The following is a 14846-nucleotide window of genomic DNA, read 5'->3' as shown; positions in this document are numbered from 1 at the left end:
CCGACACACTGCCTCCTACAACGGATCTCAGTGGAACTCCGGCGTCCACGTCACCCCGAACATCCACGCCCGACCTTCCTCGCGATACCCGTACTGACTGCCTTCATGGCTATACATCGCCCGGCTGTAACCCTTGTCCAGCAGGTTATCCACCTTCAGCTCCAGCTTGATTTCACGATTGAGTGCCCAATTGCCGCGCAGTCCCAATAGTGCATAACCCCCCAACGGCTGCTGATTGTTCAAATCGTCATAGCTGCTGCTGACCGCTTGCCAACTGGCGCCGAGGCCCAGGCGATCGAACTGCCGATCCAAATCCAGGCTCAACGTGCGTCGTGCGCGGCGGGCCAGGGTGTGGCCGGTGTCGCGGTCTCGTGGGTCGATGATCGCCACGCCAAGGTTGCTCTGCCAGCCGAACAGCTCCTGTTTCAACGCGGCTTCGAAGCCGTTGATTCGTGCCGAGGCGACGTTTTCAGGCTGTGAATTGCTGCCGAAGATGATCGCGTCTTCGAGGTCTGTCCGGTAGAGCGAAGCCTCCAGGCGACTGTTCTCGGTCAGCTGACTGCGCCATTGCAGTTCATAGCTTTTCGACGTCTCGGGCTTCAGGTCCGGGTTGCTGTAATCCGGGTAATACAGGTCGTTGAAGGTCGGCGCGCGGAAGCCTTCGCTGTAACTCAGCAACACTTCGTTGTCCGGATTCAGTGGCAGGGTGAAGGTGCCGCTCCAGGTGTTCTGGCTGCCGAACTGCTGGTTGTCGTCGTGACGCAAGCCCAGCTCCGTGGAAAAACGGTCGGCCCGATAGCGATGCTGGATAAATGCCGCGCGGTTCCAGCGACTGTCTTCATCGAACGCGGTGCTGCTGTTGACCCTGTCCTCGTACCAGTCGCCACCGATCATCAGGCTGTTGCGCTCAGTGAGGGTCAGATCGTTCTGCCAGTTCACCGAGTCGCGGTAGGTGTTGAACACGCTGCGTTCATCGCTGAGCTTGTCCAGCGTCTTCTCGCGGTTTTCGCTGTGGCCGAGTTCGACGCGGGTATTCCACGCCGCGTTGACCCGGGCGTCGACGTAGCTGCTGACACTGCTGATATCGAATTCGTTGTAGGGCTGCTGTTGATAAGAGTTGCCCGTGACGTAGTCGTAACGGCCGAACGGACTATCAAACTCGCTCTTGCCACGGTTCTCCAACACGTTGGCGCCGATTTCGACGTCGTCGTTCAGAGCATGGCTCAGGCTCAGGCTGAACGATTTGTTGCGGTACGCGTCATGGTCACCATCACTCGGATACGACTCGTGGGTGCGGTTGATCCCGGCGGTCTCATCAAGGCTGGCGCCGAGGTTGAAGCGGGTTTGTTCATCGCCACCGGACAAGCCGAGGCTGCGCTCCCACGTCTGGTTGCTGCCAACGCCGACATGAAGCTGCGGTCGCAACCCGGGTTCGCCGCCACGGCGGGTGAAAATCTGGATCACCCCGCCAATTGCGTCGCTGCCATAAATCACCGAACGGGAGCCACGCAACACTTCCACGCGCTCGACCTGTTCGATGTTGATGTGTTGCAGGTTGCTGTCGCCGGAGGTCGAGCTGCCGATGCGTTGGCCGTCCACCAGCACCAGGCTCTGCGCCGATTGAGTGCCTCGGATGTAGACCCCCGGCAAACTGCCGCGTCCGCCGCTTTGTGCCACTTGAACGCCAGGCACGCGACGCAGCAGGTCGGTGACGCTGTTGGGTTGCAGGCGGTCGATGTCTTCGCGGGTGAACACGGTATTGGCGGCGCTGCTGTCGTTGCGCGCTTCGACCTGACGGTTGGCACTGATCAGCACGTCGGGCAGTTTCAGGGCTTGATCGCGTTCGAAGGTGTCGGCCAGCAGTGGGCCGGCTGGCAGCAGGGTCAGCGTCAGGGCGAGGCGGAAGAAATTCATAGTTTTTTCGTAGAAACGCAGGAGTACACAGTCCCTGTAGGAGCTGGCTTGCCAGCGATGGCGTCCTTGGACGCGCCATCGTCGGAACGCCGCCCGCAGCAAGCCGGCTCCTACAGGTGTGGTATCGGGGTTAGAGGTTGAGCAGTTGCAGGCGTTCGCGAATGGACGCTTCAATCCCGGCTTCATCCAGCCCGCATTCGGCCAGCATCTGTGCAGGCTTGGCGTGTTCGACGTAGATGTCCGGCAAGCCCAGGTGCAGCATCGACTTGAGGATGTTCTCGCGGGCGAGGAATTCGCTGACCGCACCACCGGCACCGCCCATGATTGCGTTCTCTTCGACGGTCACCAACAGATCATGGCTGGCCGCGATTTCGCGTACCAGCTCTTCATCCAGTGGTTTGACGAAGCGCATGTCGACCACGGTCGCATCCAGCTTCTCGGCGACTTTCAGTGCCTCGGCCAGTTGCACGCCGAACACCAGCAGGGCGACCTTGCTGCCCTGACGGCGAATCACGCCCTTGCCGATTTCAATCGGTTCGAGGTCTTTTTCAATCGTCGCGTTCGGGCCGTTGCCGCGTGGGTAACGCACCGCCGCCGGGCCGTTGTACAGGTGACCGGTGGTGAGCATTTTGCGCAGTTCGTTTTCGTCGCTCGGGGTCATCACCAGCATGCCGGGGATGCAGCGCAGATAGGACAGGTCGAAGCTGCCAGCGTGAGTCGGGCCGTCTTCGCCCACCAGGCCGGCGCGGTCGATGGCGAACAGCACGTCGAGGTTCTGCACCGCAACGTCATGCACCAGTTGGTCGTAACCGCGTTGCAGGAACGTCGAGTAGATCGCCACCACCGGTTTCGCGCCTTCGCAGGCCATGCCGGCGGCAAACGTTACCGCGTGCTGCTCGGCAATCGCCACGTCGAAGTAGCGCAGCGGGAAACGCTCGCTGAACGCCACCAGGTCCGAGCCTTCCTTCATCGCCGGGGTAATGCCCACCAGTCGCGAGTCGGCAGCCGCCATGTCGCACAACCATTCACCGAACACGCCGGAGTACTTCGGCCCGCTGGCCTTTTTCGGCGCAACGGCCGGGGCGTCCAGTGGTTCGAGTTTGGTGATGGCGTGGTAACCGATCGGGTCGACTTCCGCCGGGGCGAAGCCTTTGCCTTTCTTGGTGACGACATGCAGGAACTGCGGGCCCTTCAGATCGCGCATGTTGCGCAGGGTGGCGATCAGGGTCGGCAGGTCGTGGCCATCGATCGGGCCGATGTAGTTCCAGCCGAGTTCTTCAAACAACGTGCCGGGGACCAGCATGCCTTTTGCGTATTCTTCGGTACGGCGGGCGATTTCCCAGGCGCCGGGCAGGCGCGACAGCACTTTCTTGCTGCCTTCGCGCATGCTCGCGTAGGTGCGGCTGGAAAGGATCTTCGCCAGATAGTTCGACAAACCGCCGACGTTGCGCGAGATCGACATGTCGTTGTCGTTGAGGATCACCAGCATGTTGGCGTCCACTTCCGGCGCATGGTTCAGCGCCTCGAACGCCATGCCCGCGGTCAACGCACCGTCGCCGATCACAGCGATGGCTTTGCGATCGCTGTTTTGCAGGCGGGCGGCAATGGCCATGCCCAGCGCTGCGCTGATCGAGGTGCTGGAGTGGCCGACGCCGAAGGTGTCGTACTCGCTCTCGGAGCGGCGCGGGAAAGCGGCAATGCCGTCTTTCTGGCGCAGAGTGACCATGCGCTCGCGGCGACCGGTGAGGATCTTGTGCGGATAAGCCTGATGACCCACGTCCCACACCAGCCGGTCGTCCGGGGTGTCGAAGACGTAATGCAATGCGATGGTCAGCTCGATCACGCCCAGCCCGGCACCGAAATGCCCACCGGTCTGGCCGACCGTGTAGAGCAATTCCAGGCGCAACTCATCGGCCAGGGTTTCCAGCTCGGCTTCGCCTAACCGGCGCAGGCCGTCCGGCGTATTCGCGCGGTCGAGCAGGGGCGTGGTTGGGCGCTTGCGGGGAATCTCATGAAACGTCGTGGGCATCAGGCGAATCGTTATAGGTATAAAAGATGCGGCAGTTTACCTGATGCATCGCCCCCTGCCCACGCGTAGGTCTTTTTTGGCGCAATCGCCGTCAGCTGCGGCGATCGACGATATAACGGGCCAGATCGCGCAACGGCTCGGCCGCCGCGTCAAACGGTCGCAGCGCGTGCAGGGCCTGATCGCGCAGTTCCAGGGCGTAGGCCTTGGCGGCTTCAAGACCGAGCAGGGCCGGGTAGGTCGGTTTGTCCCGTGCGATGTCGGCGCCCTGGCGTTTGCCGAGGGTGGCGGTATCGCTTTCGACGTCGAGAATATCGTCCTGGACCTGGAACGCCAGGCCGATGGCCTGTGCATAAGTCTGCAAGTATTTCAGCTCGTCCTCCTCGGCACGGCCACTGGCCAGGGCGCCGAGTTTGACGCTGACCTCGATCAGCGCGCCGGTCTTGTGCCGGTGCATGTATTCAAGGGCTTTCTGATCCAGCTTCAGGCCGACCGAGCCGAGGTCGATGGCCTGACCGCCGACCATGCCCGCCGGGCCTGCGGCCAGTGCGAGGGCGCTGACCATTTGCAGGCGGATCTCGGCGTCCGATGAACTCAGGCGCGGGTCGAGCAGGGCGCTGAAGGCCAGGCTCTGCAAGCCGTCACCGGCGAGGATCGCGCAGGCTTCGTCGAATTTCTTGTGGGTGGTCGGCTGGCCGCGACGCAGGTCGTCATCGTCCATGGCCGGCAAATCGTCATGCACCAGCGAGTAGGCGTGGATCAACTCCACGGCACAGGCTGCGCCGTTGGCTTGCTCGGGCTTGCCGCCCAACGCTTCGCACGCGGCGTAGGCCAGCAACGGACGAACGCGTTTGCCGCCGTTCATCACGCTGTAGCGCATGGCTTCGTACAGTCGCGCCAGCTCTGGACTTGGGGCGGTGAACAGGGTTTCCAGGGCTGCGTTGACGCGGGCCTGACTGCTTGCCGAGTACGCTGCGATCATTCTGGTTGATCCGCGTCGAAGGGTTCCTCGGCCAGCTCGCCATCACGCTCGAGCAGCACCTGAACCTTTTGCTCGGCCTGGGCCAGCGCCGCCTGGCAATCGCGGGTCAGACCGATACCTTGCTCGAAAGCGGCCAGCGAGTCCTCCAGCGACAATTCGCCATTCTCCAGACGCTCCACCAGCGTTTGCAGGTCGGCGAGGGATTGTTCGAAATCCAGTGCAGCTTTTTTGCGGGCCATGGCGGCGATTTCCGGTTGACGTTAAACCGGCGCGACACTAGCAGATAGGGGGTTCATGGGCAAACTCACGGCGACGCACTCTCCTTGTAGGCGCAGCCTTCGGCAGCTCCTACAGTGGCGAGTTATCAGGATAGCGAATCTGATAGCGCGTACTGCGCCCACCACAGGTCGTGAATCCATGCGCACTTTGAGACACATCCGATTGTTAAAAAACATCCCAGTGGCTAACCTTCGCTCTATCTACGACCCGACACGCATGGGTCTTTCAGACGAAACGCAGTATTCACCTCTGTAACGCGCCGAGGATCGGGCGCAAGGTTTCGTCATGCATGGCAGGAGGCGTCGCATGCGCTCATTTCTTTTGTTGCTGATCGGGCTGGCCTGCGCGCCAATGCTTGCGGCCGCGCCGAGTGCCGAGTTGTCGGAACCGGTGGGCGGCTGGCGTTTCAACGGTTTGCTGGACCGTAGCGAAAACCCGCGAGTCGCCTATCCCACGCCGCCGATTGATCGGGGCGTGCAGCGCAATCGCACGATGATCGAAGGCAGACTCAAGGCCCTTGGCACCCAGCGCGGGCCACACACCCTGGCGGTCAACGGCAATCCCTTGAACCTGTACACCGACGATCAAGGTCGTTTTGCCCGACCGTACGCGTTCGGTGCCGGTTCCAACAGTGTCGAAGTGCGCAGCGCCGAAGGCCAGTCCCTCAAACGCGTTCAATTCTATGAAGCCAACAACCTGCGCACGCCTGCACGGATTCGTGTGGTGCTGGGTTGGGATGATCCCAAGGCTGAACTCGATCTGCATATCGTCACACCTGACGGTCAGCATGCGTTCTGGGCCCACTCGGCCTTGACCAACGGCGGTGGCCTCGACCCGGACGGCGTCGACGGCCCGGGTCCGGAAATGTTCACCATGACCGCACCGCTGCACGGCACCTATCTGGTTTACGTGAACTACTGGGGCAACTTCGGCAGCGGCGGCTATAACTTCGATGAGGCCGGCAACCAGAACGAGGTGATCACTTCACAGATCAACCTGGTGCTCAACGAAAACACCGTCGACGAAAAACGCGAGACCTTCATCGTGCCCCTGCGCGCGATCGGTGACCTGCTGCTGGTCAAGACTTTCAACTATTAAGCATCCCGCTCCACGGATGAACTGGGTTTTGTGAATATGAGCGAAAACACTGCAACGCCGGCCGCCAAACCGTCCCGCCGTTGGCCAGCCATTGTCGTCGGGCTGTGCCTGGTCGCGGGCGTGGTCGCCGGCATGGGCTGGCTGATGCAAAAAAACAAAGCCCCGGCACCGCAACTGGCGGCGGAAAAACTCGGCATGAGCCGCCCCGACGGTTTGCTCGAAACCCATTCCTTGAGCCAGTTGCCCAAGGACCTGCTGGCCGTGCCGTTCCTCAAGGAAACCCTGACTGAGGATTTTGTTTTCTACTACGAAACCCACGCCGATCGCCTCGGGTTGATCGGCAGCTTGCGGCGGATCATTTACGAGCATGACCTGAAGTTTCAGGACACGCTGATCGAGCAACTGTTCGATCAACCGGCAGATGTGGCGTTGTGGCGCGGAGTGGATGGCCGGCTCAAGGATTTCCTGCTGGTGATGGATCGTGGCGGCCTGGCCAAGGTGCTGGAACCGCTGGCGAAAGTGGCGCTGGATGATTCGCAGCTGAGCAAAATCGCAGATGTGAAAGTCGGTGCCGACGATGTGGCGCTCTATCAACTCAACTACAACGCCAGCAAGGCGCTGCTGTTCGCTTCCCATGGCGACAAACTGGTGGTGTTGTCCAATCCGGCGAAACTCTACGACCCTCAAGGCGGTGCCGTCGCGGAACCAGGCGGTGTCTCGACTACCGCACTTGCCGCGTTGCTCAACGGCGAAAAACTGTTCCCCGAAGCCTTCGGCCTGCCACCCCGCGCGCCGGACGTGAAACAACGCCTGTCGGTCAATGCCAGTGTGTTGGCCATGGGGTATCAGCGTTTCATTCCAAATTTCGCCGGCCTGCGTTTCGACATGGACGACAAGGGCTGGCACAGCTTTCTGGCCATGGACGAGCTGGACAATCAACCCGACTTCGATTTCAAGCCGATCTGGCAAGCCATGCCCATGGGCGCCAGCGCTTGCGTAGCGCTGCCGCTGGCGGCGGAACAGCAGAAACCGCTACTGGTGAAACTCGGTGCCGAAGACCGCGTGGCCAAAGCGTTGACCGAACAGATGGCCGGCGCGGCGGGCCTGTGCTGGTACGCCGATTCGCGGCTGTACACGCCGTTGCTGGTGGCCAGCCTGAATGATGAGGATGGCGAAAAACTCGATGGCGATCTGGGCCAGTTGTTTGGTTCGATGGTCGGCGCCTATGAAAGCAACGTCGACGAGCACGTGTTCCCGGTTGTGGAAAAACAGGAAGCGCAGAGCCATCAGTGGCAGCGGCAAGTCAGTTCCAGTTTTGGCCCCTACAAAGCCAAGGACGCCGAGAATCCGGAGGCGATCAGCGGCAAGGCGTTCATGCGTGTAAGCCTGGCGCGGCACGGTTCGACGCTGCTGTTTTCCCTCGACGACAAACTCGTCGACAAGGCCCTCGGTACCCTCGACAAACGCTTCCCGCCGATGGCCGATGTGGTGCCCAAAGACCTGCTGATGCCGGTGTACTTCGGCCCGGAATCCATGGCGCAACTGATGCAGCAGGAAACCCTCGACAGCCTGCCCCAGGACATGGAACCGGTGTTCTTCAACGCCGCGCAAACCTACCTGATTCCGAAACTGCGCAAGCTCGGCGGTTACGGCAAATATGCGCTGACCTTGCCCGAAGGCAGTGAGCCCGACGGCCATTGGCAATGGCTGCCGCTGGAATGGAAAGCCCTGTGAGCGCACTGATCCGCAGCCTTGGTTTACTCGCTTTGCTGCTGAGTGCGGGCGCCCGGGCCATCGAAGCGCCCGCGCTCGACCCGCAGCAATCCCAGGTCTTCCGCGCCTGGTTTGTGCGCATCGCCCAGGAGCAATTGAGCCAGGGCCCGAGCCCGCGCTGGTATCAACAGGACTGCGCCGGGCTGGTGCGGTTTGCCGCCAATGAAGCGCTGAAAATCCATGACGACAAATGGCTGCGCAGCAATGGCCTGTCCAATCGCTACCTGCCGCCGGAACTGCAGCTGAGCGATGCCCAGCGCCGTCTCGCCCAGCAATGGCAGCAGGGCGGCGGCAAGGTCGGGCCGTATGTCAACGCGATCAAACTGATTCAGTTCAACAGTCATCTGGTCAGTCGCGATGTGTCTCAAGCTCGTCCTGGCGACCTGATGTTTTTCGATCAGGGCGACGATCAGCACCTGATGATCTGGATGGGCCGCTACATCGCCTATCACACCGGCTCCACCACCCCCACCGACAACGGCATGCGTTCGGCAAGCCTGCAGCAACTCATGACATGGAAGGACACGCGATGGATACCCGATGCAGCCAACCCCAACTTCATCGGCGTCTATCGACTGAATTTTCTCTCCCAATGACCGGTGCCCGCATGCTGCGTTTTCTGTCTCTGCTGTTGGTGTTGATACTGCCGTTCTCGGCGGTCAATGCCGAAGACACCGTCGAGCCAAGCGGCTTCACGCCGGTGGCGGGCGAAAGTTTTTTCCTGCTGGCCGACAGCAGTTTCGCCAGCGATGAACAGGCGATGGTGCGCCTCGAGGCGCCGGGTCGTGACTACCGGCGTTATCGCATGGAACCGTACGGTGGCGCCGACATTCGGGTGTATCGCATCGACAAGCCGCTGGATTTCCTCAAGCGCCAAAAGAACCTGCACCGCGTGGTCAGTGACGGCCAGTTCAAGGGTGAAGGGTTGTCCAGCACGCTGGCGTACTTGTGGGACAACTGGTACCGCAAATCCCGTCGGGTGATGCAGCGGGCGTTTTCCTACGAGTCGCGTCAACAGGTCACCGAGGAAGTGCCGGAACTGAAGATGGGCAACGCCATGGTCGCGCCAACGCCCTACGACGCGCAGCCGCAATTTGCACTGATTCCGGGTTTGCCGGTGGTCAGCCAGTTCCGTTATCCGCTGTGGCAAGCCAAGCCGATTCAGCCGCCAGCGGGGGTAAACCTGGCGGGGTCTTCCAGTGAGTTTGTCAGTGTTGCACCGGGCAACGTTTATATCCCGTTGGGCAACCTGAAACCGGGTCTGTATCTGGTGGAAGCGCTGATCGGCAAGTACCGCGCGACCACCATGGTCTTCGTCTCAAACACCGTGGCGGTAAGCAAAATAGCCGGTGACGAATTGCTGGTGTGGGCGGCGCGCAAACACGAAGGCAGCTCGGTGCCCAAGGTCAATGTGTTGTGGACCGATGGCCTCGGCGTGATGAGCAGCGGTGCCACCGATGCCGACGGTTTGCTGCGCCTGAAACACGTCAGCCCCGAGCGCTCGTTCGTGATTGGTGAGGACGAAGAGGGTGGGGTGTTCGTCTCGGAAAACTTCTACTACGACAGTGAAATCTACGACACCAAACTCTATGCCTTCACCGACCGGCCGCTGTACCGGCCGGGGGATTGGGTGTCGCTGAAAATCGTCGGGCGCGAGTTCAAGAATGCTCGGGATTCGGTGCAGCCCACCGCTGCCGACGTCAACGTGACCGTGCTGGATGCGACGGGTACGGCACTGCAGTCTCTCGACCTGAAACTGGATTCCAAGGCTGGCACCCAGGGTCGCTTTCAGTTGCCGGACAACGCCGTGGCCGGTGGCTACGAGTTGCGTTTCAGCTACAAGGATCAGGTCTACAGCAGTGCGTTCCGTGTGGCCGAATACATCAAGCCGCACTTCGAGGTTTCCCTGAACCTGGCCAAGCCGGATTACCGCACCGGCGAGCCGGTCAAGGGCAATCTGCTGCTGTTGTACCCGGACGGCAAACCGGTGGCCAATGCCAAATTGAGCCTGAGCCTGCGCGCCCAGCAACTGTCGATGGTCGACAACGAACTGCAATACCTCGGGCAATTCCCGGTGGAGTTGACCAGCACGGAACTGACCACCGACGCCAAAGGCAACGCGACGCTCGATCTGCCGGCGGCCGAGAAACCGAGCCGCTACATGCTCACTGTTTTCGCCAGTGATGGTGCGGCGTATCGGGTCAAGACCACCAAGGAAATCCTCATCGATCGCGGTGCGGCGAATTTCCGTTTGAGCGCGCCGCAACGGTTCAGCGCGGTGGGCGACAAGGTTGGGTTCAGCTACGCCCGCGAAGGTGAGCAGGCGCAAGCGATTACACCAAGCAGTTACGGTTGGGTCCGCCTGGAAGATCAGAGCACGGGCGAAGGCAAACTGGCGGCAACCGACAAAGGCTTCACGCTGGCCTTCGAGCGTCCCGGCACTTACAACCTGACACTGCGCGATGACCATGGCCGCACGCTCGGCGCGACCGGGCATTCGGTCACGGGTGAAGGTGTCAAAGCGGTCCCCGGCACCGTGGAAATCGTCCTCGACAAACCCGAATACAAGGCCGGCGATGAAGCGCTGGCGCTGATCACATTTCCCGAGCCGATCAGTGATGCGCTGCTGTCGCTGGAGCGCGACAAGGTCGAGGCTACCGCTCTGCTGTCCAAGGGCGGGGACTGGCTGAAGATGGAAAAGCTCAGTGACACCCAATACCGCGCACGCATTCCCGTGCGGGCCGGTTTTGCGCCGAACCTGACGTTCTCGGTGCTCTACACCAAGGGCGGTCAGTACAGCTTCCAGAACGCCGGCATCAATGTGATTACGCCGCAGATCGACGTGGCCATCGCGACGGATAAAGAGACCTATCAGCCGGGCGAAACGGTCTCGGTGGACCTGACCACACTGTTCGCCGGCAAACCGATTCCGGCGCATCTGACCGTCAGCGTGGTCGACGAAATGGTCTACGCGCTGCAACCGGAAGTGGCGCCGACCATCGACCAGTTTTTCTACCATCCTCGACGCAACAACGTGCGCACCAGCGCCAGCCTGTCGTTCATCAGTTACGACGTGGCATTACCGGGCAGCCCCGGTGCGCCGGGTAAAGCCAATCGCAGCGAGCGCGGGGTGAAAGTGCTGGAGCGGCCGCGTCGCGAAGACGTCGACACCGCTGCGTGGCAACCGGAGTTGCTGACCGATGCCAATGGCAAAACCCGTTTCACCTTCAAGATGCCTGACTCGCTGACCCGCTGGCGCATCACGGCGCGGGCCATCGCCGATGACGGACAGGTCGGGCAGAAGAAACAATTCGTGCGCTCGGAAAAACCGCTGTACCTGAAGTGGAGCGGCCCGACCCGATTCCGCAGCGGTGACAAACCGGACCTCGGTGTATTCGCGTTCAGTCAGGCCGAAAAACCGGTCAAGGCCGAACTGGTGACCCGTTACGCGGGCACGGAACAGCGCCTGCCCGTCACGCTCAATAGCGGCATCAATTACATCGCCTTGCCGGCATTCCCGCTGGCCAGCGGTGAGTGGACCGCCGAGTTGCTGCTGGACGGCAAACCCGCGGATGCCTTGGCCGTGCAACTGACGGCGACCGGTGAAGGCTGGCAGGTCACGCAAAGCCAAAACCTGGACGTCGCCACCGGCGATACACCGTTGACCTTGCCGGCCGATGCAACGGACATCCGCCTGCGGCTGGACGACAGCCCGCAAGCGCTGTTCCGCTCGGCGCTGGATGATCTGCTGAGTTATCCCTACGGCGGCGTCGAGCAAACGGCCAGTCGCCTGTTGCCGCTGAGCATCGCTTACCCGACCTTGGCAGCCAATCCTCAGGTCCGCGATCGCTTGCGCCTGATCATGCAGAACAGCCGATTGCGTCTGGTGCAAATGGCCGGTCCGTCGGCCGCGTTCACCTGGTGGGGCATGGACGGCGAGCCGGATGCGTTCCTCACCGCTTACGCGTATTACGCCGACTGGCACGCCAGCCAGGTGTTGGAGCTGAGCCTGCCGCCGGAGCATTGGCAGCGTGTGTTGGAGGTGTACGCGAAACAGGCGAAGAACACGCCGTTGTTGCAGCGTGCGCTGATTCTTTCATTCGCCAAACAGATGCAATTGCCGGTCAATACGCTGCTCAGCGGTTTGATGGAAGATCTGTCGAAAGCGGGTGAGGGCACTGCCGCGAACCTGATGGAGGATGGCGAAGACAGCCTCGTCATGAGCGATCCGGACTCGGCTCTCGGTCTGGCCGCCGCACGCGCGCTGACGGCCTCCTTGGCCAAACAATCCAAGGTCGCTCTGCCAGAGACTTTCAACCGGCAACTGGCCGATGCGCAGCAACGATTGGCGGTCAGTTCCCAACCGTTTGCCGAAGCGCTGAGCCTGTCGCTGCAACCGTTCGATCAGGCTCATGCTCAAGCATTGTTGCAACGCCTGTTGCCGCAGCAATCAACTTTGGAACGTGCGCTGGCGCTTACCTGGCTGCAACGCAGTATCGAACAGGCGTCGCCTACGATCGCACTCGCGCCGGGTGACGGCTGGAAGAAGCAGCATGGCGCTTCCGGTGAAATGTATTGGACGTGGCAGGGGGCTGCGCCGGTGCCAGCCGTGTTGTCACTGACCGGGGTGCAAGAGCGTCCGCTGCGTGCCGCGTTGAGCTTCCAAAGCCAACAAGCGGTGGTCGATCCGATGGCGGTCACCATCACCCGTCGTCTGTCGCGTCTGGTGCCGGGAGATGAAGCATTCACCTTCAAACTGGAAGCGGTCGGCAGCGCGCCGCTGTCCAGCGACAGCCTGTATCTGGACGAAGTGATTGTCACCAGCAAAGCCGCCAAACCGCTGCGCTACGGCATACTCGAAGTGCCGTTGCCACCGGGCGCAGATGTTGAACGTACGACCTGGGGCATCAAGCTCATGGGCAAGGCCGGCACCGAACCGAGCGCGCTGGAAAAGGCGCGTTTCGAGCCGGGGCAAATGGCCTACGCCATTCCGCTCGATGCCTTGAGCGGTGAACTGCGTCTGCGGCATTTGGTGCGCTTCTCGCAAAAAGGCCAGTTCAACCTGCCGCCGGTGCGTTTCACTCAGGTCTATGCGCCGCAACATCAGGCCCGGGAACAGAAACCGGCCCTCGGTCAGGTCACGGTTCACTGACGTGTGGCGGCCTCTGCTCGGGTGGCTGCTGTGTTTGATTCCTGCGCTGGCAATGGCGCAGGACGAACCGCTGCGCGTGGCATTCAAGGGCGAATTGTTGTCGTTGAATCGTTCTCAAGCGATCTCTCGCGAGCCGTTGTCCGCAGATTTGCAGACGCCGCTGGGCAGTGTGTGGAAGTTGTTTGTCTATACCTGGCTGGTGGATACCGGCGCACGAGAACCGGCTTATGAATGTCGTGGGCAGACGAAGGAAGAAGTTTATTGCTGCACGCCGGGCGGCAAGATTGAACGTGATCAGGCGCTGGTGAAATCCTGTGGTTTGTATTTCGATCCGGCGCGGTTGGGCATCAAGGACGCCGATTGGCGGGTGTATTGGCAGGCGCGGCAAGCACCGGAATGGCTACTCGATTTACCTTCGCTGCAACCGGCCACGCGGGTTTCGGTGGCGGCGCTGTTGAAGGTGCTGGCGGTCATGCCGGCACAGGATCAGGCCCGGCGTGTGTTGCTCGATGTGGTACTGAATGCGGCGGATGGCAATGTCGCAGGCGAACTCGGCAGCCGCTTGCGGGTGAAAACCTGGAGCTGGTTGGGGGATCAGGATGCCGCATCACGTCAGGGCGGGTTTGCCGGCTGGACGGCAGACGCAGAGCCGATCTGGGCCGGTGGGCGCGGGACCAGCCAGCGGGTTTTGCGTGACTATGCGCCGGCGTTGGCGTCGGTCATTCCGGTTGAATGGCCGGCCGATGCGGGCCGTTGTGTTGAAGTCGGGCTGTTTTCGCGATACCCGCTGCGGCGCGTGTTGTCGGGCGAAAGCGTGGTAGCCGCTGGCGTCTTGCGGGGCGCTAATCGTGTCGAGTTCATGAACGGTAACGCGCTGGATATTCACAGCGACGGCGAACTTTTTCTGCTGAATGACAAGCTCGTGGCCCGTGTGGATCGCGAAGAATACGTCGCCCGGGTTCTGCAACGTGAAGCCAGCGCCGAACCGGTTGAAGCCGCCAAAGCCCTGGCCGTGGCCATCCGCACATACCTGCTGCAAAACGCCACGCGTCATGGCGATTGCCTGAGTATCGACGACAGCAGCAGCCGTCAGCGCGTTGCACCGCGTCCGGCCAGCGCCGAGTCGCGCAACATCGCCGCGTGGACCAGCGACCTGGTGCTGGCGGGCAGCACCGTCACCTACCATTCCGATCAACCAGGTCCGGACAAACTGTCCTGGCAGCGAGCCGTCGAGCAAGCCAGCGCCGGCCAACGTTACGACGCGATCCTGCTCCACGCTTACCCACGCGCCAGCCTCAGCCGCTGGGACAATCCGGTCGCTTCCTGCGAAGCGCTGCCCGCCGCCCAAGACTGGCTGAAAACGCAGCGCCGCACCTGGCGCCCGCGCCTGGAAAGCGAAACCGGCTACAACGAAGTCAGCAGCTTCGCCGTGTGCCGCCTGGCGTTCGGCCGGCCCTACGTTGACCGCGAACGCCAGCGCATTTATGTGCGCGGCGTGCTGTCGCTGCAAGACCGACTCGACCTGACCCACGAATACCTGCACCTGGCCTTCGAAGCGCATCCCAACGGCCAGGATGAAACCTACATCGAAGGGCTCGCCCGCCACCTCTTGCTGGAATAGT

General features: G+C 61.6%; 9 protein-coding genes. 5 read left to right on the top strand and 4 right to left on the bottom strand.

The features are described 5' to 3' along the window. Positions 1-27 precede the first annotated feature (27 nt). The 4 genes from QYH43_RS16515 to QYH43_RS16500 form a co-directional block, all read right to left on the bottom strand. Positions 28-1914 (bottom strand): TonB-dependent receptor, encoded by a 1887-nt coding sequence (locus QYH43_RS16515; protein WP_301157456.1) that lies wholly within the window; start codon positions 1912-1914, stop codon positions 28-30. A 130-nt stretch (positions 1915-2044) separates the two neighbouring features. Continuing rightward, positions 2045-3943, bottom strand: a complete 1899-nt coding sequence (dxs, locus tag QYH43_RS16510) for a 1-deoxy-D-xylulose-5-phosphate synthase (RefSeq protein ID WP_301157455.1) — start codon at positions 3941-3943, stop codon at positions 2045-2047. A 91-nt stretch (positions 3944-4034) separates the two neighbouring features. Then, the gene (gene ispA, locus QYH43_RS16505) at positions 4035-4922 is read right to left on the bottom strand and encodes a (2E,6E)-farnesyl diphosphate synthase (protein ID WP_095057309.1); all 888 of its coding nucleotides are present in this window, start codon (positions 4920-4922) and stop codon (positions 4035-4037) included. Then, positions 4919-5161, bottom strand: a complete 243-nt coding sequence (locus QYH43_RS16500; protein ID WP_007970180.1) for an exodeoxyribonuclease VII small subunit — start codon at positions 5159-5161, stop codon at positions 4919-4921. The genes ispA and QYH43_RS16500 overlap by 4 nt, the downstream gene beginning before the upstream one ends. A 346-nt stretch (positions 5162-5507) precedes the next feature. On the opposite strand from QYH43_RS16500, the gene QYH43_RS16495 reads away from it, so the two are divergent. The 5 genes from QYH43_RS16495 to QYH43_RS16475 are packed head-to-tail and all read left to right on the top strand — an operon-like array spanning position 5508 to position 14845. Further along, entirely contained in the window at positions 5508-6299 is a 792-nt protein-coding gene (locus QYH43_RS16495) for a DUF2135 domain-containing protein (RefSeq protein ID WP_301157452.1), read from the top strand. Between the two features lie 36 nt (positions 6300-6335). Next, positions 6336-8033 (top strand): DUF2138 domain-containing protein, encoded by a 1698-nt coding sequence (locus QYH43_RS16490; protein WP_301157451.1) that lies wholly within the window; start codon positions 6336-6338, stop codon positions 8031-8033. Further along, a complete protein-coding gene (locus QYH43_RS16485; RefSeq protein ID WP_095057306.1) occupies positions 8018-8668 on the top strand; it encodes a DUF1175 domain-containing protein in 651 nt (216 codons plus the stop codon). Before QYH43_RS16490 ends, QYH43_RS16485 begins: the two co-directional genes overlap by 16 nt. Beyond that, a complete protein-coding gene (locus tag QYH43_RS16480; RefSeq protein WP_301157450.1) occupies positions 8665-13224 on the top strand; it encodes an alpha-2-macroglobulin in 4560 nt (1519 codons plus the stop codon). Before QYH43_RS16485 ends, QYH43_RS16480 begins: the two co-directional genes overlap by 4 nt. 1 nt (position 13225) lies before the next feature. Further along, a complete protein-coding gene (locus QYH43_RS16475; RefSeq protein ID WP_301157448.1) occupies positions 13226-14845 on the top strand; it encodes a DUF2300 domain-containing protein in 1620 nt (539 codons plus the stop codon). Position 14846: the final 1 nt, after the last annotated feature.

This window comes from Pseudomonas sp. C32, assembly GCF_030417915.1.
GTDB lineage: Bacteria > Pseudomonadota > Gammaproteobacteria > Pseudomonadales > Pseudomonadaceae > Aquipseudomonas.
This window is presented reverse-complemented; position numbering and strand designations above follow the sequence as displayed.